Source organism: Streptomyces sp. NPDC093089, from assembly GCF_044754405.1.
Lineage (GTDB): Bacteria > Actinomycetota > Actinomycetes > Streptomycetales > Streptomycetaceae > Streptomyces.
The window spans coordinates 65,384-89,899 of sequence record NZ_JBIVPA010000015.1; the positions used below are offsets into that span (position 1 = coordinate 65,384).

Here is a 24,516-nt window from a genome sequence, read left to right on the forward strand (position 1 = left end):
GCGGTGCGCATCATTGAACAGCGCACCGTACTCCTGCCCGCGAACCGGACCCGCAGGGCTCAGCAGTCGTAGCGATGCGTGTACGGGGTGCCGGGGCAGAGGCGGCAGACGAAGAAGTACATGCCGCCGAGATCGCCGAGGCACATGTCGTGCCCGAACGTGTCGAGGACGGCGGGATCGGCCTCGGTCCGCCAGGCCGGGATCGGTGCCCCGTCCTGGCGTGGGTCCCGGTCGTCCAGGGGGAGCCAACGGCCCATGCCCGGTTCGGTGGCGGTGATGCTGAGCAGGTGTTCCATCCGGGTGCCGCAGCCTGCGCAGTCGGGCCAGTCGGGCTGCTGGGTCCATCCCGGGTAGCCGCCGACCTTGCTCTGCTGCGTGGTGGCCACTTCGAAGTAGTCGTAGCCCTGTTCCTCCTTCAGGTGCTCGAAGCGCTCGTCGAGCAGGTCCCCGAACCGCTCCAGCAGGTCCCAGTTGGGGTACTCCACGGCTTCGGTGGGAGACAGCGTGCAGGCGCGGGGCAGGTAGTCCCCCTCCGCGGTGCGGGGGCGCGGCGGTTCCCCGGCAACGGCGCCGGCGGCCGTCAGCTCCGTGTCGCGCCAGCGGAGACGAGGGTCGGCCGCGTACTGGCCGTCCTTGTGGACGAGCGGGCACCACAGGATCTGCAGCAGGTCGGTGCCGGCGGGGAAGACGAGGCCGGGTACGTCCCGTGCGTACAGCTGGACCACCGGGACCATCGAGACCGGCTCGGGTCCGACGGGCGGGTCCAGGGGCTTGTAGTGGTCAGGGTCGGCGCACGTCGGCCAGGGCTCGTCGGCCGGCCACAGCAGCGGCCCGCCGATGGAGCTCTCCCCCGGGCCCGGCTGTCCGGCCCGGGGGTAGAGGAGGGTCACCTCGCGGGCCGTACCGGTCAGCTCGGGAAAGGCTGCCTCCACGTCGAAGGGGATCGGTGCCAACTGCCGGGGCTCGGACGGCCGGGCCTTGGCGGTGTGCGGCTGTGTGTGCCCTGACGGCATGGGGTCTCCTGCTGCTGATGGTCGGTCGACGCCGGCCCCGGGCCGTCGCCTTCGGATCTTGCCAGGCCCCGAACGGGCCCGCCCGGGCATGCGGCATCATGGCCCGATGGCCTCCGCACCCACGAACCCCCACCGCGAGATCCCGGCCCCCGCCGCGCCGGACCGCATCCCCGCCCGGCCGGCCCGCACCCGCGCGGCGGCGGTGGCGGCCGCCGCGCTGACCGTCGGCGCGGGGCTGGGGCTCAGGGCGGTGGCGGCGGGGGACGTGGCCAAGTACGGCGGCGACGCGCTGTACACCGTCATGCTCCTGACGCTCGTCGTCGCGGCCGCCCCGCGGCTGTCGCCCGCGCGGGCCGCCGCGATCGCGCTCGCCGCCAGCTGGGCGGTCGAGTTCCTCCAGCTCGGTCCGGTGCCCGCGGAGCTCTCCCGGCGCAGCACCCTCGCCCGTCTCGTGCTCGGATCCACCTTCAACGCGCCCGACCTGGCCTGGTACGCGGTCGGCGCCGCCGCGGGCTGGCTGGTCCACTCCGCGCTGCGGCGGGCCCGGCGCGGCACCGGCACCGGCACCGAGGCGCACCAACAAGTCATCTCATAGCCGGCCCCGCGCAGGTCCTCACGGGAAGTACAGGGCGGCCTTCTGCAGTACATGACTGGTGAACATCCCGCCCCACACGACCCCGCCCCGGTACATCGTGGTCCGCACGCCCTCCTTGCCGGTCTCGACCGTGAGGGGACGGCTGATCAGAGTAGTGCCGAGGATCCTGGCGTCCTGGGCGGCCCATTGGGCCGCCTCGGGCCGGACCCGTGCGCTCACCAGCGCGGGGAGCACCGTGGCCGCGTTGCGGGCACCGGGTATACCGCCGCGCAGGCTCTTGGCGTAGCTCATGGCCCACTGGGTGAACTCGCCCAAGGTGGTGACGTCGATCTCGGGGACGGCAGCCGCGAAGACGAACAACTCCGTCTTCGTCCCGAACCATCGGGCCTTGCGGTCTCCACGGCAACCGGTCACCACCGGGTGGTCTCGCCAGTGCGGCACGGTCACCTTGCAGCCGTCGGCCACCAGCCGCTCCTGAAGCGCCGTGAGGTACGTGGCTGCCGCGTCAGCGGTCGGTCCGGTCATGGGGGGATTCATGCACTGATCCTCCAACGCCCTTGGTCCGTAAGGGAAGAGGAACAGAGCAGAGCACGGCAGAGCGTGTGGGAAGCCCCCGCCGCGGCCCGCAGGGCCGGCGTGCGGCAGGCGCGGATCACGGCCGGGTGGGCCGCGGGCCCCGGCCGAGGCGGACGACCTGCGTGCGCAGGTCGCTACCCCGCGGCCACCACCGGGCCGGCTGTGACCTGAGGGCTGCGGGGAAGCAGCGGAGCGAGGTTGTCCCTGACGAAGTCGGCCGCCTGCCTGATCGACTCCTCGGCCCCGGCCCGGTCTTCGAAGACGCTGGTGGAGAGCATCACCCCGTCACCGGCGTCCACCCAGTAGTAGGCCACGAAGCCGGGCACTCGACGCAGGAGGGGAACGAATCCCTCGTCCACTCGACGTCCAGCCTCGGCCGCATCGGTCACGCCTTCGTAGCGCCGGATTACCGCGTACATGGGTGTTCTCCTCATTGATCCCAGGGGCGCATTGCGCGAAACGACATACCCCCGCCAGGCGCCTCCCGGTCGGGAGACGCCCGGACGTGACCTGGATAGCCGCACCACCGGACAGCTCCTATCCGATGGTGACGACACGTGCCCAGGCAGGTGGGGTGTCGGGGGTGTAGTCCGGGTCGTCCTCGTTCGCGGCGCGGGCGGGGCGCTGGAAGAGGCCGACGACCGTGCGGCTGGGTGGCTGGGCGGAAGGCCATGGCGTCTGGCCGTCGGTGAGGGCGACGATCACGTCCGGGCGGGGCCGGGAGCGCAGGGCGCGGGCGAAGCCGGAGCGCAGGTCCGTGCCGCCGCCGCCGATGAGTTCGAGGTTCTCGGCGCGGCACAGGGGTACGGCGACGCCCGCGGCGGCGTCGCAGGAGATCACCGAGACCAGGTCGCGTCGTCCGCCCACCGCGCGCGAGATGGCCGCCACCTCGAGGAGTGCGCTGCCCAGTTCGGCGTCGCTGACCGACGCGGAGGTGTCGATCACGACGCAGACCCGGGGCGGCATCCGGCGCAGGCTGGGCAGGACGACGCCGGGGACGCCGGCCGAACGCCGTGAGGGGCGCCGGTAGCTGTGGTCCTCGCCCGCGCCCGGCGCGCCCGCGGCCGCGCGGACCGCCGCGCCGAGCAGCTGCCGCCACGGCTGCGGGGAGTGGAACGCCTCGTCCGCCCATCGACGCCAGCCCTCCGGGGCTTCCCCCGGCCGGCCGGTGATGGCCTCGGACACCCGGAAGCGCACCGCGTCGCGCTGCTGCCGGGTCAGTCCGTGCGCCCCTTCGGGCCCGAGTTCCCAGGGCCGCGCGTGGCCGTCCGCACCGCTGCCGCAGTCCAGCCAGGCCAGCCGCGGGGTGCGGCCCGCCATCGAGGACGTCCGCAGGTACTCCTCCATCAGCAGCCCGTCCGGTAGGCCCAGCATCGAAGGCCGTACCGCGCCCGTCGGCATCGGCAGGCCGTCGCCGTAGATGTCGTCGTTGATCTCGAAGTCCGCCGCGATGTTGTGCCGGAGCCGCTGCCCGGGCCCGCGCTCCCCGAGCTCCCCGTGCTCCCGCGCGTACTGCTCGCTCCGCCCGTGGTGGTCCCGGAGCAGGTGGGAGACCTCGTGCACCCACACGCCCGCCAGCTCCTCCAGCGGGGTGCGCGCCACGAACAGGGGCGATACGTAGCAGCGCCAGTACGCGTCGACCGCCATGGTCGGCACCGACGGGTCCTCCACGACGTGCAGCGCGAAGAGCGCGCTGGCGAGGTACGGGCGTACCGAGACCGCGTGCAGTCGGGCGGCCAGCAGCTTTTCCGTGTCCAGCGGGACGACGGGCCCCGGAGGGGGGCCGGGCACGGCGACCCGCACCGGCCGCGGCGGCGGAGGCGGGGCCATCGGACGAGGCAGCGGGCGCACCGACGAGGCCGTCGGGCGCCGCTTCGGCTGCTTCACGGTCCCGGTCATGCGCGCCCACCCGCCGCGCTCTCGGTGCCGGCGGCCGCCGCGGTCCGGGCCACCGAATCCTCCGCACGCCGGGCGAGGCCGACGACCGAGGACAGGCGTTCCACCGCCTCGGGTACCTCCCAGCCCTCGCGCCGCAACGCGGCCAGCGCCTTCGCCGGGCCCACCAGCAGATCCGGTGCGCCGGTCTCCAGCGCCCTGACCAGCACCGCCCAGCCCGCCTCCCAGCGCTCCCGCTCCGGGCGCGCGCCGACGGCGGCCACCACCGCGTCCAGGGTGGCCTGGCGCAGGTCGCCGCGCTCGGGCAGTTCGGCGGCGCCGGGGTCGGCCAGCAGTACGTCCGGGTCGGGAAGCTCCATCCGGTCGATGTGGGCGAGCAGTTCGAGGCCGGGCCCGTCCCCGACCGCGCCCCGGACCAGCAGCGCCAGCACGTCGCGGGAGACGGAAGCGGCGGTGCCGAAGGCGAGCAGCGTCATCGCGGCCTCCCAGCTGCGCGGCGAGGGCCAGGCACCGCCACGCCGGGTCTCCGTGGTCGGCAGCCGGTGGATCAGCGTCGGCCGGGTGCTCAGGAAGCCGCACACCGCGCGGCGGGCGAACGCCACCGCGTCCGGCAGCACCGCCGCGTCCAACCGGGGCAGCTCCGCGCTCGGCCAGACCCCGCCGAGCCCGCGCACCACCACGTCCCGGTCGTGCACCCAGTACAGGTGCACGAACCGGTTCGCCAGCGGCGGGCTCAGCTCCCACCCGTCCGCAGCCGACGCGCGCGGGTTGGCCGCGGCCACGATCCGCACACCGGGCGGCAGTTGCAGCGCGCCGACCCTCCGCTCCAGGACCACGCGCAGCAGCGCGGCCTGGACGGCCGGGGTGGCGGTGGACAACTCGTCCAGGAACAGCAGCCCCTTCCCGGCCCGCACCAGCTCCACCGCCCACTGCGGCGGGGCCATCGGCACCCCGTTCACCGCCGGGTCCTCCCCCACGATGGGCAGCCCGGAGAAGTCGGTCGGCTCGTGGACGCTGGCGATCACCGTGGTCAGCGGCAGGTCGAGGGAGGCGGCGAGCTGGGTCAGCGCGGCGGTCTTGCCGATGCCGGGCTCGCCCCACAGGAGTACGGGCAGGTCCGCCGCGACGGAGAGGGTCAGTGCCTCCAACTGCTCGTCGGAACGCGGTTCGGTCGTGGTCGTCCGCAGGAGGGTCAGGAGGTCCTCGGCGAGGCCGAGCTGCGGCCGGTCGGCCGTCGGCGTTGCGGGCGCGGCGAGGAAGGTGCTGGAAGTCATGGGCATCACCTGGGTGGGGTCGTGGGCGGGAGATCCGGCGTGGTTGAGCGGTGTACGGCGCGCACGGCGCGGTGTGTGCGCAGCGCGGTACGCATCGGGATTCGGAGCTGTGTGCCGGGCGTCCGGCGCAGGGTGGTCGAGCCGCAGGGCCGGGGCTGGGTCCGGGAGTACGGCGAGGTGGTCGGTCGGCGGGGCGGGGGCTGCTCGGCAACCGGAGTCGGGTGGGCGGGCAGTCGGGCGGTCGCGAGAGCGGCCGACCGGGGAACGGGCCTCACGGCCCGCGTGCCTCTCTGACGACGCGCCTGGGAGTCACCGGTCCCGCGGACGGCGGGGCACCGCAGGCGTTCAGCCGTGCAGGTGTTCAGCCGTGCAAGCCGGTCCGTGGCCGGGCGCGGCTCCCGCGCTTGCGGCGCAAATCCCGTGGCGTACGACGGTCGAGCCGTGGCCGGTAGCCGTCGTCCCGTGCCACTTCCGCGGCGGGGTGCACCGGTACCAGCCCCGAACGGAAGAGCCCGTGACCCAGACGTCCGGCCACCGCACCTTCCAGGGCGTCCCGCAGCGGCCCCTCGCGCAGGGCCGCGCCGGGGCCGAGCAGTCCCTCGACCACGGCCAGCGCGCCGGTCACGTCGCCGTGGCCGAGGCGCTCGCGGACCGCGGGCAACGCCTCCGGGCTGCGGTGCACCGCGTCGATCGCCTGCAGGCAGGGCAGCCCTGGTCCGCCCAGCGCCATGAGCAGGTCCTCACGGGCCAGCTGGGCCGGGTCGTGATCGACAGCCGCCAGCACCCCGTCCCGCAGCGCGATCCGGTGCACCTCTCCCATGCATGCGACACGGTGCGGGTCCGCGGTCCCGCGGTCCGCTCCCACGTCCGGACCGCGGGCCAGGCCTGCGTCCCGGCCGAAGTCCGGTCCCGTGCCCCACCGTGGAACGGCTTCACGCGCTGCCCCCGTAGGCGTCGACGAGCCCGAAGGACCCTCGCGTCCTGACGTCGACAGCGCCGCCGCGACCAGTGGGTGAAGCTGCTCCACGCGGAGCAGCCCGGCCCGGAGAAGCTCCAGGTCCGGAAGCGTTCGCGCCGCGGCCTCCGGCAGTACCGGGAGCACCGCGATCTGCTGCGGCGACAACACCTCCCGTACCGGTCGGAGCGCCGGGGCATGGCTGTCGTCGGGGGCTACGAGTTCGAGCACGGCCCGGCTGCGCGCACCGAGCCGTACGGTCAGGGCGCCGCGAGGGCGGCCCTCGGCCCGCAGCAGCAGTTCCGCCTCCGCCGCCCAGCGGGCCGGCGGCCGTGGAAGGTCGTGGCCGTCGGGTTCGTACGGCGTGTCCGCACCGGACCGCCGGGCCAGCTCGGCGCCGCGCGTGGCGTCCCAGAGGTGACGGTGCAGATCGAGGCGGAAGCGCCGGTCGGGGTGCGGGTGCGGATGATGTCGGGGCGCGTCCGCCCGGGATTCCTCCCAGAGCGCCAGCGACATCCGCTGGCCCCCGTCCGCCCAAGCCGGTGGTGTCCGTACGACGAGGTGCGGTGCCGCGGTGCCGGGGGCGCCGTAGCGGGCCAACGACAGGGTGAGGCCGGGGCGGAGCCGCCCGTCAGGGGCGATGCGGGGCATGTGCCAGCGCAGCAGATCCGGCGCCAGTCGACGCAGATCGGCCCGGAGGCGGTGAGCGAGGTCGGTGCCGTGGCGGACGCGCACGGCGCGCAGATCGAGATCGACGTCCATCCGGGCGGCGGCGCAGGCTCCCGCCCAGTCGCCCGCCACACGGCGTGCGGTAGCGATCTCGATCATGGACGGTGGCACGGCGTACTCACGTACGCGCTGCCACATCAACAGGCGGGCGGGAATCGGTTCCGCGAAGCGAAGTGCCATCAGCACTCACCTTGCGCGGACGATTCCCCCCATCCGAAAAGGGAGAAGTTCTTCATCGCCGGCATCCTAAGCACTTCCCGGATGATCTGTCAGTCGCATATCGCAGGCACCTGCCCTCTCGGGCACGGGCGCCGGGGACCGTCGGGGCGCACGCCGGTACCACTGGAGGGACTTGGCGGCATTTGGGATGGTTCGGGTTGCTTGAGGAGGGGCCGGCCGCCGGTTGGCATGATCAGCGGTCGGGTCCTGCCGCGGCGGCAGCGCGTGCGCGGGACACCCGATCCAACGATTCCGTGAACTCGTGCAACCATCCGCTCGCTCAAGCGTCATAGAGGACGAGTGTGCGCCGTAGGCGTGTTCGTTTCGTTTTCATGGGGGACCCACACATGACTCACCACATATCCCTGCGTGCCCGCGTGCTTCCGGCCGTGGCCGCCGCCGGGATCCTCGTGCCGGCCGTCGCGGGCGCGGCGCCTGCCGCCGCCGCCACGCCGCAGGTCAGCTGCACGTCCGGCAAGGCCGGGCTCGCCGCGAAGCTTCAGAAGGACATCACCGCCGCCCTCGCCACGCGCTCCGGCACCGTCGCCGTCGGCGTGCGCGACCGCACCACGAACACCACCTGCACGCTGCGCGCCACGACCTCGTACGACTCGGCCAGCGTCGTGAAGGTGACCGTCCTCGCCACGCTCCTCTGGGACGCCAAGAAGACCAACCGGTACCTGACCACCCGCGAGTCCAACCTCGCCACCGCCATGATCACCAAGTCCGACAACGCGGCCACCACCTCCCTGTGGAACCAGCTCGGCGTCACCAAGGTGAAGGGCTTCCTGGCCGCTGCCGGCATGACGCGGACGGTGCCCGGGTCCGGCGGCTACTGGGGACTCACCCAGATCAACGTCAACGACGAGCAGCGGCTGCTCTCGCTGATCACCGCCAGGAACACCGTCCTGAGCGACACCTCCCGCGCCTACATCCTCAAGCTCATGGGCAGCGTCGTCACCTCGCAGAAGTGGGGCACCCCGGCCGGCGCGCCCTCCTCCGTGGCCATACACGTCAAGAACGGGTGGCTGCAGCGCGCGACGCGCGGCTGGCGCGTCCACAGCATCGGCGCCTTCAAGGGCGGCGGCCACGACTACACCATCACCGTGCTCACCGACGGCAACAGCACCATGACCTACGGCGTGAACACGATCCAGGCCGTGTCCAAGGTGATCCACCAGGACCTGGTCCCGACCACGCGCACCGCTACCGCTTACCGCTACACGCCCACCGCCACGCCCAGGGAGGCGTTCGTCGCGGTGCCCCGGGGCTGACGTCCGGCGGTCGAACCGGACGGGAACCAGGTCAGTCCCCCGCGGGTCGGAGGAAGTCGGCGCCGATGGAGCGGGCCGTCTCCTCGACCGCGTCGTGGGTCTTGTCCCCGGTCGTGAACAGGACCGCGCCCATGCTGCCCTTGTCGCCCCACACGCACATGGCCCGCGGCGTGCCCGAGCTCGCCCCGGTGTAGTTCAGGCACCGCATCCAGCCCCCGTACGGGCCGTCGCCGGCCCGCCAGTCGTCGTGGACGGTGCCGATTCCGTCCGTGTCCATGGGGGCGATGCCGCCGTCGTACACGTACGACGCGCGCATCTCGTGGAAGTCTCCGGTCGCGACGGCCACCAGGTAGTCGGCGGTGGCGTCCGCGCTGCCGTCTTCGGCGACGTACGCGCGAGCCGTCCAGTCCTTCAGTTCGCTGTCGGGCACGGCACCGAACGGATTCAACTCGTCGCGCGGGTCGTAGCCCTGCAAGCCCCGGAAGGTCTCGTGAGCGGCGATGTCGTAGCGGGGATAGGCGAGGGAGGAGGCGTACGCGGTGGCGCCGACGGCCATCAGGAGGCCAGTCCGGCTCCGGCGAAGGCGTACTCGCGAGGGGTGACGCGCGGTACGGGACGCAGTTCCGGCGGCCCGAAGCCGTCTCCCCCGTCGCCCACCGCGCCCGCCTCTTCGGCATCGGGTGCGGCCGCGGTGACGGCCGCCGCCATCCGCTCGGCAGCCCGCTCGCGGGCGGTCCGCAGCTGCCTGCGGAGGCCGACGAACGGCAGCGCCAGCAGCAGAGCCGCTCCCGTCGCCACGCCGTACGGCAGCGACGGTGCCGCGCTGATGCGCACGACGATCAACACGGCGACGAGCACGCTGACAGCGAAGCGGTACTCGGAGCCCCTGCGCAGCAGCAGGCGCGACCAGCTCCGGCCGGGGGCGGCGAGAGCACCGGTCGTCTCGGCGAGCACGACGAGCCGCAGATCGCGCGGGGCTCCGGCGGCCCACTGCGCGGCCCGCGCGGCGGCGGCCTGAGGCGTGGGCGCTTCGGCGAAGGAGCGGGCCGCGTCGTACGCCTGCACCCTGCGCACCGGGACACCGCTCCTGGAGTTCGTGGAGACGGAGCTTCCCACAGCCTCGACCCGTAGCAACTCCGGTGCATACGGGGCAAGTTCCTTCAGGCGGGCCAAGAGCACGGGACCCCGGGCATGTCGCCCGGGCCGGTCCAGCGCGTCCGTGCCGGCACACAGTTCCGCGTACCCGGCGAGCAGACCTACGTCATCCGGAAATGCGTCCAGGCCCTTGCGGAAGACCTGCTCGGCAGCATCGTCATGATCGTCGTCGTCCTCGGCCATGTGCGCACGCGCAAGTGCGAGGAAGAGCCCGGCATCGGGCCCGTCCGCGTCCAGCGCGTCCCGCGCGACGGCCCGCGCCTCCCCCGGCCGGCCGGCGGCGACGAGCGCGTCGATCCGCCCTCGCACGTCGTGACGCACGCGGTCACAGCTGTCGTTCAAGAGTCCCCACCCCTGGTGCAGCAGGCCGCACGCACGCGGCCGCGAGCGCCACCATCACCCGAACCGGAAGTCCGGTCAACCGAGAATTCGAGGCCTTGAATTACGCGTTTACCGCACAACAGCGTGCAGCCGGACGCAGTTCGGGCACCCGGTGGCGAGCACCCGCGAGCGCGGTCGGTCAGACCGTTCAGGCCTCCTTCAGGCCTACCCGTGGCAGCACCGCACCACCGCACCACCCCACCCTCCGCACCGCCGCCGGCCGGCACGCGGACAGAGGCAGCGGTGCGGAGTGGGTGAGGTCGTGGGAGTGCGGAAGTGTCAGAAGGCGCTCAGGGGGCGGAACCACGTGTAGTCGTTGGTCAAGTCGGTGGCGACCCGGCTCCTGAAGGGCTTGGTGTGGTCGTCGGTTCCCGCGTACGAGTACGTGACGCCGCCGGTGTCCATGGCGAGCAGGTCGGCACGGCCGTCACCGTTGCCGTCGCCGATGCCGACAAGGTGCGGGTACGTGTTCCAGCCGCTGCCGATCCGCTTCCGCGGGGACAGGGGCGCGTTGATGTTGCCGGTGGCGGCGTAGAGCCAGAGGCCGCCCGACTTGTCGGTGGCGAGGAGGTCGGGCCGGCCGTTGCAGGTGAGGTCGGATCCGCCGGCGAGCTGGTCGTAGATCTGCCAGCCGGTGCCGATCTTCAGCCGTCCCAGGAAGGAGGGGTGTCGCCGATGCCCGTGCCCTGGTACAGCCAGAGCGCACCGCTCTTGTCCCGGCCGACCACGTCGCCCACGGGAGTGCCGCCGAGGTCCCCGACGGACTCGGCACGGTCGTACGTGCTCCAGCCGCGACCGACCTGGGGGATGTGGCCCAGAACATGTTGGACGGCGTCGCCGGACGGTGTTCTGTTCGTGTCGGCGCGCAGAAGGCGGCCGTAGGCGTTGGACATGAGGACATCGGGCGTGCCGTTGCCGTCGTAGTCGTGCGGCGCCGCAGGCCGGTTGACCGTGAAACGGCCGGAGGCGCGCGCCGCCGGCCCGATGCCGTCGTCCGGGCTCGCGGTGATCTCCCACGTGTAGTCGCCGTCGTACGCGGCCTTCAAGGGGTTGACCGGATTCGAGCCGTCCCAACGCCAGCCGATGCGCTGCCCGTTGCGGTAGCCCTCACCCCGGGCGGTCGGGTCCGTGGACCAGATCTTCCGCTGCGAGCGCTCGCCCGTGCGCGTGTGGACCAGTGTCAGCCATACGTCGGTGTCGACCCGGGAGAAGTCCCGGCCGAGGTCCATGCCCTGGCCGATGCGGTCGAAGGCGATCGTGTCCGGAACGCTCGTGCCGAGATACTTGACGGCCGTCGTCTGCCCCGTGGACGCGACGAGCTCGGCGACCGGCTTGCCGCTCTCCCCGAGCGACACCCGGTAGAGGCCCTCGTCCCGGTCGAGCGTGCCACCGCGGACCAGGAGGGAACCGTCCGGGGTGGTCACGGCGGAGGAGCAGTGGGTGAGGACCTCGACGGTCTCCCCCGTCTCGGAGAGGCGAGCCAGGAGAGGCCGCCCGGGCGCGTACGGTGCCCGCTGCTCCAGGGTCACCGGGTAGCCCGAGACCACCCAGCCGCCGAGCAGGTGGAACATGTCCGGGTTGAAACCGGGGCCTTCGACGTACCGCACGTCGGCGGAGCCCCGCCGGGCCACGGAGATGCGGCCGATGTTGCGGTCGTTCCGCGACTGCCAGGCCACATGTGTCGTGGAGACGGCGCCCGGCCGCCCGTGCTGGACGCCGTCCTCGCGCAGCTCCACGACCACGGCCCTCGGCGAACGTCACGAGCCGGGTCGCCGAGGCCGTGTCGCCCTGCATCGCGTGCACGATCAAGGTCGCGCCGACCACCCCGCCGAATGCGTGGTTGTCACCGAGCTCACGCAGATCGACCCGCACCGGTTCCACTTCCGGCGCCGCCATGGCGTGCACCATGAGGACCTGACTGGCCCAGGGGCTCGATCCGTCCCCGGTCACCACGAGGTCGGATCCACCGCCTCTCGCCCAGCCGGGCAACACGGTCGACGTTCCGTCGGCGAGTCGCGTCCAGCGGTACTCGGGCACGGCGCCGACGGTGACATTGGTGCGCGACAGGAAGCCGGTGGTGCCGGCGCTCACGACCTCCGCATTCAGCGGGAAACCGACAGCCGTCTCCTGTTCGGTGGCCGCGGTGTCGGCCGCTGCGACAGCTCCCCCGGTGACCGCGAAGACGCCGGTGACAGCAGCGGCCGTAAGTCTGCGGCGTTGCCCGCTCACACACCTCATCTTGATCTTCCCTCCCCTTGGAACGGTGGAGGGTAGCCGGTGCCCGGCCGTGCCCGAGCGCGAGGGCCGCACTCCACGGCCATGGGGAGTGAGACCGACATCGCCGATGGCGCTGCCGAGTCCTGCCGACCGCCGCGCTCCCTCGACGGACGGCGCCCCCGGCGCACCGCCGGTGCATCCGGGTGAGTCTCCGGAGCGGAAGAGAAGGTGACCCGGCGCCGTCAGGTGTGCCGGTGGGAGTGGAGGAGGAGGGTTGTTGCTGTGATCAGTGTGGAGCGGGTGGTGATGGTGCATCGGCCGTTGGCCGAGGTCGTGGCGTACCTGGAGGACTTCGGGCGGGCCGAGGAGTGGGACCCCGGCACGGTCCGCTGCGAGCGGCTCGACGAGGGGCCGGTGCGGGTGGGGGCGCGGTGGCGGAACACGTCGCGGTTCCGGGGTCGTACGACGGAGTTGCGGTACGAGCTCGTCGTGAGGGAGTCCGCCCGGCTGGTGTTCGTCGGGGAGAACCGGACGGTGACGGCCCGGGACGACCTCCGGTTCACCGAGGAGGGGACGGCCACGCGGCTGACGTACCGGGCGTCGCTGCGGTTCAAGGGGCTGGCCCGGCTGGCATCCCCGTTCCTGGGAGGGGAGTTCGAGCGGTTGGCGGACGGGGTGGTGGCCCGTCTTCCGACGGCCGCCGAGGCCTGGCGCTCATGACACCGGCTTGCCGCGCCACGGCCGGGTCGTGGGGTGGTTGCGGGGTGGGCGGGGGATGAAGCCGCTCGTGCGCGCGCGGTAGGCCGCGTAGCCGGGGCGGTCGGCCATGTGGGCCTCCAGGAGGCGTTTGCCGCTGCCCCAGATGAGGAGGGCGCTCATGACGAGCGGGGAGACGAGGGAGAGCAGGGCGGTCTGCCAGGTGGCGCAGGCCGTGAGGTAGAGGCCCCACCAGACGAGGAAGTCTCCGAAGTAGTTGGGGTGGCGGGTCCAGCTCCACAGGCCTCGGTCCATGACGTGGCCGCGGTTCGCCGGGTCGGACTTGAAGCGGGCGAGTTGGTGGTCCCCCACCGCTTCGAAGGTGAGGCCGGCGGCCCAGACGGCGAGGCCGAGGTAGGCGGTCGTGTCCAGAGAGCGGGGCAGCAGGACGGCGATCTGGACGGGGAGGGAGACGAGCCAGACGAGGGCGCCCTGGAGGACGTAGACCTTCCGCAGTGCGTAGAAGGTGGGGTTGCCGGGGGCTCGGGCGAGCATCCGGGCGTAGCGGGGATCCTCACCGTGGCCGCGTCCGCGACGGGCGATGTGGAACGCGAGCCGCAGCCCCCAGAGCACGGTGGCGGCCGCGACGACGGTCCGGCGTGCGTCGTCGCCGTAACCGTCCGCCAGGGACCAGGCGACGATCGCGACGGCGGCGAAGGCGATGCCCCAGGCGATGTCGACGATCCTGTGCAGTCGTCTCGCGGTGCCGATCGCGAAGGTCACGAGCATGACGGTGAGTGCGGTGGCCGCCGAGGCGGCGAGGACGAGGGCGAGTGCCTCGGTGTCGACGACGCTCATGACGTCTTCCCGCCCGTCTCCGTCTCCGTGTCGCCGGCGGCGGTCAGCCGCAGCTGGCGGACGTCGAGGTACCCGGAGCGGAATCCGGCCTCGGAGTAGGCGAGGTAGAGGTCCCACATGCGCTGGAAGACGCGGTCGAAGCCGAGGGCGGCCACGGAGGCGTCGTTGTGGCGGAAGCGGGCGCGCCATTGGTGGAGGGTTTCGGCGTAGTGGTCGCCGTATCCCGTGTCGTGGGTGATGCGGAGGCCCGCGGCGGCGCTCTCGTGGGCGAGGGCCTCCGGGGAGGGGATCAGGCCGCCGGGGAAGACGTACTTGCTGATCCAGGTGTGGGTGCGGGCGGTGGCGAGCATCCGTTCGTGGGGCATGGTGATGGCTTGGAGCGCGATGCGGCCGCCCGGTGCGAGGAGGCGGCGGAGTGCGGTGAAGTAGTCGGGCCAGAACTCGGCGCCGACGGCCTCGATCATCTCGACGCTGACGACGGCGTCGTAGCGGCCGCGGACGTGCCGGTAGTCGATCCGTTCGACGCTGACGCGGTCGGCGACGCCGGCCAGGGCGGCGCGGCGGCGGGCGAGTACGAGCTGTTCCTCGGAGAGGGTGACGGTGCGGACGCGGGCGCCGCGGGCGGCGGCGCGGATCGCGAGTTCGCCCCAGCCGGTGCCGATCTCCAGGAGTTCGGTGCCCGGGCCGGTGTCCGCGAGGTCGAGGAGGCGGTCGATCTTGTGGTGCTGGGCGGCGGTGAAGGCGGTGTCGGTGAGGACTTCCGACGCGTGCGGGAGGGGGTCGAAGACGGCCGAGGAGTAGCTGAGGCCGGGGTCGAGGAAGAGGGCGAAGAGGTCGTTGGAGAGGTCGTAGTGGCGCTGGATGTTCTCGCGGGCCCCGTCGGGCGTGTTGAGGTCGGTCTCGGGCCTGCGGCGGACCCAGGCTCCCCGGAGGCGGCGCAGCGGGGCGGGGACGAGGTCGTCGACGTGGCGGGCGAGGACGGTGAGGACGCCGACGAGGTCGTCGGCGTCCCACTCTCCGGCCATGTACGACTCCCCGAAGCCGATCAGCCCGTCGGCGCCGATCCGGCGGTGGAAGGCCTCCGGGTCGTGGAGCGTGAGCGTCGGCTCGGAGCTGTCTCCGGAGTCCCGCGGACCCGCGAGGAGGCCGCCCGTCCCGCCTGCTCGTATCCGCAGGGGCAGCCGGGCGAGGGCGCGCTCCACGAGCAGCCGGGCGACGGCCGTGCGTGCGGCCGAGGCACGGGGCAGCCGGGCGACGTCGGGCCAGCGCTGCGGGTCGACGGGCACGTGGCCGGCGTGCACGGCGGACGGGGGGAGCGAGAGGGTCACGGGGTGCCTTCCTGCGGGGTGGAGACGGTCGTGGGGGTGCGGGCGGTCCGGGGCCGGACGGGCAGGCCCTTGAGGTAGAGGCGGACGCCGTGGCGGCGGATGCCGAAGGAGACGGCGGCGGTCGACCAGGGGTGGCGGAGGGCGGCCGCGAGCAGGCCGCGTGCGCCGTCGGGCCTCCGGGTGCCGTGGACGGTGGCGGTCAGCGGGCGGGAGCCGTCCGTGTGGCGGAGCTGGACGGTCAGGTCGAGGCGGTCGCCGGGGATCGGGAGGCGCATGCGGTAGGCGCCCTCGACGTCGAGGAACGGGGAGACGTAGAACTCCTTGGCCGTCTCGGCGCGGCCCTGGGCGTCGGGGTGCAGCAGGTACGCGTGGCGTCCGCCGTACGTGTTGTGCACCTCGGCGACGACGCAGACGAGGCGGTCGGCGCGGTCGTGGCACCAGTAAAGAGTGAGCGGGTTGAAGACGTGCCCCAGCACGCGCGCGTGCGCCAGCATGAGGACCCGCCCGTCCGCCCTCCGCTCGCCGTGGGCGGCGAGGCAGGCGTCGAGGCCGGCCCGCAGGGTGGGGGCGTCGCCGTCGAAGTGGTCGGCCGGGTCGAAGCGGGCGAGGGGGCGCAGCGGACGGGGCAGCAGGGGCAGGTCGTCGAGGTCGACCAGCCACATGTAGGTGCGGTGGCGCAGCGCGTGGCGGATCGGGGTGACGCGGGTGTGGGCGATCTCGGTCTCGTACAGGGCCGGGGCGGCGGCGGAGGTCATCGGGGCGCTCCCAAGTGACGTGCGGCCTCGACGCCCGAGCGGCAGCCGTCCTCGTGGAAGCCCCAGCCGTGGTAGGCGCCCGCGTACGCGGTGACCGGGGTGCGGAGCGTGGGCAGGAGGCGCTGGGCGGCCACCGACTCCGGGGTGTAGACGGGGTGTTCGTACGTCATGCGGGCCAGGACGGTCGTCTCGTCGACGCGGTCGCCGGGGTTGAGCGTGACGATGTGCGGTTCGCCGGTACGGAGTCGCTGGAGCCGGTTCATGTCGTAGCTGACCTGGACGGCGCCGGGGCGTGCGGTGCAGGAGGGCAGCAGGTAGTTCCAGGACGCGCGGGCGTGCGGCGAACGCGGCAGGACGCTCGTGTCACGGTGCAGCACGGTGGGGTTGCGGGAGTAGGGGAAGGCGCCCAGGACGCGGCTTTCCTGCTCGGTGGGGTCGGCGAGGAGCCGCAGGGCCTGGTCGGGGTGGACGGCGATCACGACGGCGGCGTGTTCGGTGGACTCGCCGTCGTCGGTGACGACCGTGGCGCGGTCGGCGCCTCGGACGACGGCGCGCACCGGGGTCGCGGTCCGTACGGAGGCGATGGACTTCGCGACGCGTTCGACGTACGCGGCGGAGCCGCCGGCGACGGTCTTCCACTGCGGGGACCCGGTCACCGAGAGGAGCCCGTGGTGGTCGAGGAAGCGGAAGAGGTAGGCGGCGGGGTAGCGCAGGGCGGTGTCGGGGGCGCAGGACCAGACGGCGGCGACCAGCGGGATCGCGAAGTGGCTGACGAAGTGGTCGGAGAAGCGGTGGGCGCGGAGGAAGCCGTCGAGGGTGAGGGTCAGGTCGTCCGCGTCCAGCAGGCCGCGTGCGGCGCGGTGGAACCGCGGGACGTCGGCCAGCATCAGCAGGTGCCGGAACCCGCGGGCGTTGCCGCCGCCGAGGAGGCCGCGGACGCCGCGGGCACCGGCGTACTCCAGCCCGCATCCCTCACAGCGGACGGACATGCTCATCTCGGCGTCCTGTGTGGTGACCCCCAGCTCGCGGAAGAGACTCAGCAGGTGGGGGTAGGTGCGCTCGTTGTGGACGATGAAGCCGGTGTCGACGTGGAGCGTGCCGCCTTCGGCGGTCGGCAGCTCGTGGGTGTGCGCGTGGCCGCCGAGCCGGTCCTCCGACTCGTACAGCACGACGTCGTGCGTGCGCGAGAGGAAGTAGGCCGCGGTGAGGCCCGCCACCCCCGCCCCCACCACGGCAACGCTTCGTCCGTTCATCGTTCTCCACCCCTCGTGTGACGGCCGTCGGCCGGTGCGGCTACGACGGCCGGCCGTGCTGTACCGCGGTCTTCTCCGGCCGGTGACGCGGGCGTCCGCCGAGACCGTTGTCGTCGCGACGGGAGCGGCGCCCCCGCGGCCTCGGTGCCCCCGTTGCCCCTCACGGTCCGGCCGACACACCTGTCGCCACAAATCGCATCGCTTTCGCATCGAAATTCCGGGGGTGTCGCCGCGCCGCGACAGAAGCCCCCGGTCGGGCAGCGGTGGCACGGGGGCGAGGGGCATGGAGGGGAACGAGGGGCGGGGGAGCAAGGGAGCGACACGTGCGTCCGGGGTGGCTCCGTGCCGGGACGGTCTCGGGGATGCTGACGGGGTCCGGGAGAAGTCCGTTCCGCCGTTCTCGTGGAGGTGCGTCGTCGACAGGTCCGCTGGTCCTGCGCTGGGCGTGTACAAGGGGTACGGGGCCGAAGCGGTGGCCGCCACGGTTCGGCACGAGGAGTTGCTCGGCCGACCCGTGCAAATCGGCAATGACTATGTGCCGCACGGGAGTTGGATGGACTTCGATCCGGTGACGATGCACCGCCACCAGCTCGGCCCCTGGCGCAAGTGGCGCGACGAGCGGCCGGGCTCGGCGTTCGTGTACGGGATTCCGATGCTGGTCGACGGGTTCGCGGGGGCGTTCGCACGGGGCGTGGCGGGCGAGTTCGACGAGGCGTACGTGCGGGCGGCGCGGGCTCTGGTGGAGTCGGGGCACGGCGATGCGCTCGTCCGGCTCGGTTGGGAGCCGAACAACCGGGCCATCGGTCCGTGGCAGGCGACGGACGATCCGGCGGGTTACGCGGCGCTGTTCCGGCACGTCGTCGAGGTGTTCCGGGCGACGTCCGGCGCGGACTTCACTTTCGAGCTGTCGAGTTCGCTGGGGTTGCAGCCGGGGCGGCGGCTACGGGGCTTCGCCGACTACTACCCGGGGGACGCGTACGTCGACTGGCTGGGCATGAACGCGTACGACCTGAAGTGGGGCGACCCCCGCGCCTCGCCCGCCGGCCGCTGGTCGTGGATCCGCTCCCAGGTCATGGGGCTCGACGCGCACGTGGCGTTCGTCCGAGCGCGGGGGAAGCGGAACGTGTGCGCGGAGTGGGGGCTGCACCGCCGCGGGGACGCGTTCGCGGGCGGCGGGGACGACGCGGCCTTCGTCGACCGGATGGCGGAGTACTTCGTGTGGGGTGAGGTCGCGTACCAGGCGTACTTCGACCACGACTGGGGCGGCGGGACGCTTGCGGAGTTTCCGGCCGGGCGCGCCGTATACGTGAAGCGGTTCGGGTCCCGGGTGGTTCCGGGCGGGTGACGTCGAGCGGGCGGGGCGTGTGCAGGTGTGCGCAGGGGCGGCCAGGGGGCGCGCCCGCCGCTGTCTCACCCGTGCGTGTGACGTCCGTCGAGTGGCTCGTTCGAAGGCAAGGGCTTTGTGGGGCCGGAGATCGGGGCTCGTACGCGTCGGTGCGTTGCTCGCCGAACGGCCCAGCGCTCGATTTGCCTCCTCATAATTCCGGACTTAAGACCATAGTCTCGCCTATGCGTTTCCGAGAGAGCGCTCTGCTTGTCGGTTCGTCCGGTGATGTGCGGTCCGGGCGTCGGCGGGCGGGGCGCGAGGCCAGTTCGGTTCCCATTCCTGGAGAAATGAATGCGCGTTGCCGTGACCGGTGGCGGTGGATTCCTCGGGTCCCACCTGTGCGAGGCGCTCTTGCGGCGCGGCGACGCGGTGGTGTGCCTGGACAACTACTCGACGGGCGATCCCCAGAACGTCGCCCACCTGCTCAGCCATCCGGACTTCGAATTCCAGTACGCCGACGTGAGCGAGGCCGTGGAGGTCCCCGGCCGCGTCGACGCCGTCGCCCACCTGGCGTCCCCCGCCTCCCCGCCCGACTACTTGCGGCAGCCGCTGGAGACCCTCGCGGTCGGCAGCCGCGGCACCGAGAACGCCCTGCGGCTTGCCCTGCGCCACAACGCCCGTTTCATCCTCGCGTCGACCAGTGAGATCTACGGGGATCCACTGATCCACCCTCAGGAGGAGGCGTACTGGGGCAATGTGAACTCGATCGGCCCGCGCAGCGTCTACGACGAGGCGAAACGATACGCCGAGGCGGTGTCGGCCGCTTACCGCCGAACCCACGGTGTGGACGTGGGCATCGCCCGGATCTTCAACACCTACGGCCCGCGGATGCGGCCGCACGACGGCCGGGTGGTGTCCAGCTTCATCACCCAGGCCCTGACCGGCGAGCCGCTCACCATCTACGGAGACGGCAAGCAGACCCGCAGCTTCTGCTACGTCGACGACCTCGTCCGCGGCCTCCTCGCCCTCATCGACTCCGGCGAGCTGGGCCCGTTCAACCTCGGCAACCCCGTCGAACGCACCGTCACCGAGCTCGCCGAGCTGGTGCTCGCGATGACCGGTTCGGCGTCCGAGGTGAAGTACCACCCGCTGCCGGTCGACGACCCGGTCCGCCGGCGCCCGGTGATCACCCGCGCCCGTGACGTCCTGGGCTGGGAACCGGAGGTCGACATCTCCGAGGGCCTGCGCCGGACCGTCGACTACTTCGCGGCGTGCCCGGACCGGCTGCGCACCTCGGCCGCGGCGATCCGCGGCGGCCAGGACGAGACCGTTCCGCTGGCCGCCGTCACCCATCCGGCCGTCCCCACCACCCAGACGATCCCCGGCCCGACCACCGCCGTCTCCGGCGTGGCGTCCGCCACCCCCGGCGCTTCCGCCACGGGCGGCTGATCCGCACGCCGAGGCCGGCCGAAGCCGCCCCGGCCGGCCTCGTGCCCCGTACTTCGTTCCTCCCCATGCCCCACGCCCCACGGCCGCTGTCACACCGCCTGGAGAAACCGCTGTCATGACGTCGCTGGAGCAAGGTCCCCTCGACGGGACCGGTACCTTCCAGGATCTCCCACTCGCCGCGCCCTCCCCCGGCTCACCGGAGGAATGGGAAGCGCTGGGCAGGGAGATCGAGGCCCTCTCGAACGGCTCGGTGGCCTCCATCGGCCCGGACGGTCCGGTCCTGGCACGGCCGGCACACGGGCTCACGCCGCTCCGCTCCAGTTTCGTGCGGGCCTTCTCCCGCTTCGACCGCCTCGTGGTCGCGCTGCTCTCCCTCGGCTGGGTCGCCTGCCTGGTCTGGTTCTGGACGTGGTGGCTCGAACCGTCCCACCGCATCGGCTGGCTGGGCCTCGTCGTCAACAGTGCCCTGCTGCTCTACCTCACCTACCTGCCGGTGCACTTCATCGTCGCGCTGATCCGGATGCGGCGCTTCGACCCGGCGGTGGAGGTGCCCGCCCTGCGCACCGCCTTCGTGGTCACCCGCGCCCCGTCCGAGGGCTGGGACATCGCCCGCACCACCCTGGAGGCGATGCTCCACCAGCAGTTCCCGTACGCCTATGACGTGTGGCTGTGCGACGAGGACCCCACCGACGAGATCGTGGACTGGTGCCTGGCGCACGGCGTCGGCCTCTCCTGCCGGAGGGGCCGCGCGGACTACCACCGGGCCGAGTGGCCGCGGCGCACCCGCTGCAAGGAGGGCAACCTCGCCTTCTTCTACGACCACTGGGGTTACGAGCGCTACGACGTCGTCGCCCAGCTCGACTGCGACCACGTGCCCGGCCCGCGCTACCTCGCCGAGGTCGTCCGGCCGTTCGCCGACCCGAGCATCGGTTACGTCGCCGCGCCGAGCGTCTGCGACTCCAACGCCGGCCAGTCCTGGGCGGCCCGCGGCAGGCTGCAGCGTGAGGCCATGTTCCACGGCCCCGTCCAGCTCGGCCACTCCGCCGGCCTCGCCCCGGTCTGCATCGGCTCGCACTACGCGGTCCGCACCCGGGCGCTCCGGGACATCGGCGGCCTCGGCCCGGAACTCGCCGAGGACTTCTCCACGACGTTCCTGCTCACCTCCGCGGGATGGCAGGGCGCGTTCGCGATCGACGCGGAGGCGCACGGGGAGGGTCCGATCACCTTCGGCGCGATGATCACCCAGGAGTTCCAGTGGTCGCGCAGCCTGGCCGTGATGCTCCTCGGGATGCTGCCGCGCCACCTGGGGCGCATGCCGATGAAGCTGCGGATCCGCTTCGGCGCGGCCCTGATGTACTACCCGCTGCTCGCCGTCGCCACCCTCATGGGCATCCTGCTGCCGCCGATCGCCGCGATCACCGGCGCACCGTGGATCAACGTCAACTACCTTTCGTTCCTGGCCCACTTCTGGAGCATGTCGGTCTGGCTGATCCTGCTGACGCTGCTCTGCCGTCGCTGCGGTCTGCTGCGCCCGAAGGACGCCCCGATCTTCAGCTGGGAGATCTGGCTCTTCGGCCTGTCCCGGTGGCCCTACGTCGCATGGGGCGTGCTGGCCGCGGTCACGCAGAAGCTGCGGCCCCGTCAGATCACCTTCAAGGTGACCCCGAAGAAGCGCGACGGCCTGGAGCCGCTCCCGCTGCGCGCCGTCGCGCCGTACCTGGTGATCACGCTGTTCCTGTCGTGCTCGGCCCTCGTCGGCCAGTTCACCGGACCCGCCGTCGGCTACGTCTTCCTCTGCATCCTCGGCTCCGCCTCGTACACCGCCGTCACGCTCGCCATCGGCGCGCTGCACGTCAAGGAGACCTCCCGGGCCACCGGGGCTCCCGCGTTCCGCGCGCTGCGCACCGCCGCGGTCCCCCTGACCGCCGGTCTGGTCTGCCTGCTCCCCCTGGCACTCGCCATCGCCGTCTTCCCCACCTACCTCACCGGCTTCTACGCCTGGTGACGGCCCCTCGCGGCCGCTCGAGAAACGAGGTCTCCCGTGCCCAAGACCGTCCTGGTCACCGGTGGCGCCGGCTTCATCGGCAGCCACACCTGTGTCGAACTCCTCCGGTCCGGTCACGAGGTGGTCGTCCTCGACGACCACTCGAACAGCTCCCCGGAGGCGCTGGAACGCGTCGCGAAGATCGCGGGCCGCCCGATCGCCGCCGTGCACACCGCGGACGTCCGCGACCGGCGGGCGCTGGACGCCGTGTTCACGAGCCACCCGGTCGACGCGGTCATCCACTTCGCCGCGAAGAAGGCCGTCGGCGAATCGGTGCGGATCCCGCTCACGTACTACGACATCAACGTCGGCGGTACGACGGCGCTCGTGTCCGCGATGCACGACCACGGCGTGCACCGGCTGGTGTTCTCGTCGTCCTGCTCGATCTACGGCGACGCGACGGTCGTCCCGCTCGCCGAGGACTCCCCGGCCGCGCCCACCAACCCGTACGCCACCACCAAGTGGACCTGCGAGCGGATCCTCGCGGACCTGTGCCGGCACGTGCCGGAACTCCGGGTGCTGGCGCTGCGGTACTTCAACCCGGCGGGCGCGCACCCCAGCGGGCTGCTCGGCGAGGACCCGAGCGGCGTGCCCGACAACATCATGCCGTTCCTCACCCAGATCGCGGTGGGCCGCCGCGAGGAGCTCAGCGTCTTCGGCGACGACTACCCGACGCGGGACGGCACGGGGGTGCGCGACTACATCCACGTCGTGGACGTCGCCGAGGGGCACGTGGCCGCCCTCGACCACCTCGACGACAAGCCCGGCCTGCAGGTCTTCAACCTCGGCACCGGGCGCGGCTCGTCCGTCCTGGAGCTCGTGCGGGCCTTCGAAGAGGCGTCCGGTCGGCCGGTCCCGCACCGCGTCGCGCCTCGCCGGCCAGGCGACGTCGCGGAGCTGGTGGCCGACCCGGCCAAGGTCGCCGCGGCCTGGGGCTGGACGGCGCGGCGCGATCTGGCCGCGATGTGCCGAGACTCCTGGAACTTCCAGCAGCAGAACCCGTACGGCTACGCCCCCTGACGCCTGCCGTGCCGCCCTCCCCTCCCACGCTTCCCCTCACACGCTTCCCCTCAGACAGGAGAACCCCACATGCGGTTGACCGTCATCGGCACGGGCTACCTGGGAGCCGTGCACGCCGCGTGCATGGCCGACATCGGTCATGACGTCCTCGGTGTCGACGTCGACACCGAGAAGATCAGTTCCCTCGCCGAAGGCAGGCCCCCGTTCTACGAGCCGGGTCTCGACGACGTCCTGACCCGCGCCCTCGCCTCCGGGCGCCTGCGCTTCACCACCAGCCTGCGCGAGGCCGCGGCGCACGGCGAGGTCCATTTCATCTGCGTCGGCACCCCGCAGCGGGCCGGCTCGCAGGCGGCGGACCTGCGGTACGTGGACGCAGTCGTCGACGGGCTCGTTCCGCACCTGCCCGCGTCCTGCCTGGTCGTCGGCAAGTCCACGGTCCCGGTGGGCACGACGGCCCGACTGACCGCCCGTATCGCGGGCCTCGCGCCGGCAGGGGTACGCGCCGAGGTGGTGTGGAACCCGGAGTTCCTGCGCGAAGGCTTCGCCGTCGAGGACACCCTGCGGCCGGACCGGCTCGTGGTCGGCGCCACCAGCCGCGAGGCCGACGACACCCTGCGCCGGGTGTACGCGCCGATGCTCGCGGCGGGCGTGCCCTACATCAGCACCGACCCGAACACGGCCGAGCTGGTGAAGGTCGCGGCGAACTCCTTCCTCGCCACGAAGATCTCGTTCATCAACGCGATGGCCGAGGTCTGCGACGCGGCGGGCGCCGACGTCGCCACCCTCGCCGACGCCCTCGGCCACGACACCAGGATCGGCCGACGGTTCCTGAACGCCGGAGTCGGCTTCGGCGGCGGCTGCCTGCCCAAGGACATCCGGGCGTTCACCGCCCGGGCCGAGGAACTCGGTGTCGGCGCGGCGGTGGCCTTCCTCGAACAGGTCGACGCGATCAACAAACGGCAGCGGACCCGGACCGTCGCGCTCGCCCGTCAACTGGTCGGCGGCGACCTGACGAACCGTCGGGTGACCGTGCTGGGCGCCACGTTCAAGCCGGACAGCGACGACGTACGCGACTCGTCGGCGCTGGCCGTCGCTTCCGCACTGCACCGCGAGGGCGCCGACGTACGCGTCCACGACCCGGAGGGCACGGCCAACGCGCAGCTCGCCCACCCCGAACTGCGCTGCAGCGCAGACCTGCTGACCGCCTGCCGGGGGGCCGAGCTCGTCCTGCACCTCACCGAGTGGAGCCAGTACCGCGAGGTGGACCCGGTCAAACTGGCCCGCGTCGTACGCGATCCACTCCTCATCGACGGGCGCAACGCACTCTCCCACGAGGAGTGGCGGGCCGCCGGCTGGACGGTCAAAGCCCTGGGCCGCCCCGCTCCGACGAGCCGCACGGACACCGGCCTTCCGCGCGACCCGCTGCGGGCCACGATCGCCTCCCCGGCCACCGGATCCGACCGCACCACAGCCCTGGCGTAGGCCCGGACGGGGCTGTCACC

22 protein-coding genes and 1 pseudogene are annotated in these 24,516 nt (G+C 72.6%); 8 read left to right on the top strand and 15 right to left on the bottom strand.

What is annotated here, in order from left to right:
- Positions 1-59: 59 nt before the first annotated feature.
- Positions 60-1,013 carry a hypothetical protein gene (locus tag ACIQFX_RS30770; RefSeq protein ID WP_402470063.1) on the bottom strand — a complete coding sequence of 318 codons (954 nt, stop codon included), beginning with the start codon at positions 1,011-1,013 and terminating at the stop codon, positions 60-62.
- Positions 1,014-1,119: 106 nt separating this feature from the next.
- Here ACIQFX_RS30770 and ACIQFX_RS30775 point away from each other — a divergent pair, with 106 nt between their 5' ends.
- Entirely contained in the window at positions 1,120-1,608 is a 489-nt protein-coding gene (locus ACIQFX_RS30775) for a DUF2809 domain-containing protein (RefSeq protein WP_402470065.1), read from the top strand.
- Positions 1,609-1,626: 18 nt separating this feature from the next.
- Here the strand turns inward: ACIQFX_RS30775 and ACIQFX_RS30780 are convergent, their stop codons facing one another.
- The 5 genes from ACIQFX_RS30780 to ACIQFX_RS30800 form a co-directional block, all read right to left on the bottom strand.
- The gene (locus ACIQFX_RS30780; protein WP_402470066.1) at positions 1,627-2,145 is read right to left on the bottom strand and encodes a hypothetical protein; all 519 of its coding nucleotides are present in this window, start codon (positions 2,143-2,145) and stop codon (positions 1,627-1,629) included.
- A gap of 173 nt (positions 2,146-2,318) precedes the next feature.
- Positions 2,319-2,603 (bottom strand): hypothetical protein, encoded by a 285-nt coding sequence (locus tag ACIQFX_RS30785; protein ID WP_402470068.1) that lies wholly within the window; start codon positions 2,601-2,603, stop codon positions 2,319-2,321.
- Between the two features lie 118 nt (positions 2,604-2,721).
- Positions 2,722-4,083: a VWA-like domain-containing protein gene (locus ACIQFX_RS30790; protein WP_402470070.1), complete on the bottom strand. Its 1,362-nt coding sequence runs from the start codon at positions 4,081-4,083 to the stop codon at positions 2,722-2,724.
- On the bottom strand, positions 4,080-5,354 hold the full coding sequence (locus ACIQFX_RS30795) for an AAA family ATPase (protein ID WP_402470072.1): 1,275 nt from the start codon (positions 5,352-5,354) through the stop codon (positions 4,080-4,082). Before ACIQFX_RS30795 ends, ACIQFX_RS30790 begins: the two co-directional genes overlap by 4 nt.
- Before the next feature lie 361 nt (positions 5,355-5,715).
- Positions 5,716-7,218: a hypothetical protein gene (locus ACIQFX_RS30800; protein WP_402470073.1), complete on the bottom strand. Its 1,503-nt coding sequence runs from the start codon at positions 7,216-7,218 to the stop codon at positions 5,716-5,718.
- A 386-nt stretch (positions 7,219-7,604) separates the two neighbouring features.
- Here ACIQFX_RS30800 and ACIQFX_RS30805 point away from each other — a divergent pair, with 386 nt between their 5' ends.
- Complete coding sequence (locus ACIQFX_RS30805; RefSeq protein ID WP_402470075.1) at positions 7,605-8,531, top strand: serine hydrolase; 927 nt, start codon at positions 7,605-7,607, stop codon at positions 8,529-8,531.
- 31 nt (positions 8,532-8,562) lie between these two features.
- Here ACIQFX_RS30805 and ACIQFX_RS30810 read toward each other — a convergent pair whose 3' ends face one another.
- The 5 genes and pseudogenes from ACIQFX_RS30810 to ACIQFX_RS30830 form a co-directional block, all read right to left on the bottom strand.
- Positions 8,563-9,087 carry a hypothetical protein gene (locus ACIQFX_RS30810; RefSeq protein ID WP_402470077.1) on the bottom strand — a complete coding sequence of 175 codons (525 nt, stop codon included), beginning with the start codon at positions 9,085-9,087 and terminating at the stop codon, positions 8,563-8,565.
- Complete coding sequence (locus ACIQFX_RS30815; protein WP_402470079.1) at positions 9,087-10,028, bottom strand: hypothetical protein; 942 nt, start codon at positions 10,026-10,028, stop codon at positions 9,087-9,089. The genes ACIQFX_RS30810 and ACIQFX_RS30815 overlap by 1 nt, the downstream gene beginning before the upstream one ends.
- A 318-nt stretch (positions 10,029-10,346) precedes the next feature.
- Entirely contained in the window at positions 10,347-10,472 is a 126-nt protein-coding gene (locus tag ACIQFX_RS30820; protein WP_402470340.1) for a hypothetical protein, read from the bottom strand.
- A gap of 15 nt (positions 10,473-10,487) precedes the next feature.
- Positions 10,488-10,766, bottom strand: a pseudogene (locus ACIQFX_RS30825) (N-acetylmuramoyl-L-alanine amidase); the annotation flags it as partial.
- Positions 10,712-11,803: a hypothetical protein gene (locus ACIQFX_RS30830; protein ID WP_402470080.1), complete on the bottom strand. Its 1,092-nt coding sequence runs from the start codon at positions 11,801-11,803 to the stop codon at positions 10,712-10,714. The gene ACIQFX_RS30830 and the pseudogene ACIQFX_RS30825, both read right to left, overlap by 55 nt.
- Positions 11,804-12,566: 763 nt before the next feature.
- On the opposite strand from ACIQFX_RS30830, the gene ACIQFX_RS30835 reads away from it, so the two are divergent.
- Positions 12,567-13,004, top strand: a complete 438-nt coding sequence (locus ACIQFX_RS30835; protein ID WP_402470082.1) for an SRPBCC family protein — start codon at positions 12,567-12,569, stop codon at positions 13,002-13,004.
- Here ACIQFX_RS30835 and ACIQFX_RS30840 read toward each other — a convergent pair.
- From ACIQFX_RS30840 to ACIQFX_RS30855, 4 genes are read right to left on the bottom strand one after another with little or no spacing between them, the layout of a single operon-like run.
- On the bottom strand, positions 12,999-13,838 hold the full coding sequence (locus ACIQFX_RS30840; protein ID WP_402470084.1) for a DUF1295 domain-containing protein: 840 nt from the start codon (positions 13,836-13,838) through the stop codon (positions 12,999-13,001). The two genes, ACIQFX_RS30835 and ACIQFX_RS30840, sit on opposite strands and share 6 nt — an antisense overlap.
- A complete protein-coding gene (locus ACIQFX_RS30845; RefSeq protein ID WP_402470086.1) occupies positions 13,835-15,166 on the bottom strand; it encodes a class I SAM-dependent methyltransferase in 1,332 nt (443 codons plus the stop codon). The genes ACIQFX_RS30840 and ACIQFX_RS30845 overlap by 4 nt, the downstream gene beginning before the upstream one ends.
- Positions 15,163-15,921, bottom strand: a complete 759-nt coding sequence (locus tag ACIQFX_RS30850; protein ID WP_402470088.1) for a DUF1365 domain-containing protein — start codon at positions 15,919-15,921, stop codon at positions 15,163-15,165. Before ACIQFX_RS30850 ends, ACIQFX_RS30845 begins: the two co-directional genes overlap by 4 nt.
- The gene (locus ACIQFX_RS30855) at positions 15,918-17,174 is read right to left on the bottom strand and encodes an NAD(P)/FAD-dependent oxidoreductase (protein WP_402470089.1); all 1,257 of its coding nucleotides are present in this window, start codon (positions 17,172-17,174) and stop codon (positions 15,918-15,920) included. The genes ACIQFX_RS30850 and ACIQFX_RS30855 overlap by 4 nt, the downstream gene beginning before the upstream one ends.
- Positions 17,175-17,727: 553 nt before the next feature.
- On the opposite strand from ACIQFX_RS30855, the gene ACIQFX_RS30860 reads away from it, so the two are divergent.
- The 5 genes from ACIQFX_RS30860 to ACIQFX_RS30880 all read left to right on the top strand — a co-directional run bounded on the left by ACIQFX_RS30860 (position 17,728) and on the right by ACIQFX_RS30880 (position 24,496).
- On the top strand, positions 17,728-18,519 hold the full coding sequence (locus ACIQFX_RS30860; RefSeq protein ID WP_402470091.1) for a hypothetical protein: 792 nt from the start codon (positions 17,728-17,730) through the stop codon (positions 18,517-18,519).
- 333 nt (positions 18,520-18,852) lie between these two features.
- Complete coding sequence (locus ACIQFX_RS30865) at positions 18,853-19,950, top strand: UDP-glucuronic acid decarboxylase family protein (protein ID WP_402470093.1); 1,098 nt, start codon at positions 18,853-18,855, stop codon at positions 19,948-19,950.
- Between the two features lie 115 nt (positions 19,951-20,065).
- Complete coding sequence (locus ACIQFX_RS30870) at positions 20,066-21,955, top strand: glycosyltransferase family 2 protein (protein WP_402470094.1); 1,890 nt, start codon at positions 20,066-20,068, stop codon at positions 21,953-21,955.
- 36 nt (positions 21,956-21,991) lie between these two features.
- Positions 21,992-23,014, top strand: coding sequence for a UDP-glucose 4-epimerase GalE (gene galE, locus ACIQFX_RS30875; protein ID WP_402470095.1), 1,023 nt, complete (start codon positions 21,992-21,994; stop codon positions 23,012-23,014).
- 69 nt (positions 23,015-23,083) lie between these two features.
- Positions 23,084-24,496: a UDP-glucose dehydrogenase family protein gene (locus ACIQFX_RS30880; RefSeq protein ID WP_402470097.1), complete on the top strand. Its 1,413-nt coding sequence runs from the start codon at positions 23,084-23,086 to the stop codon at positions 24,494-24,496.
- Positions 24,497-24,516: the final 20 nt, after the last annotated feature.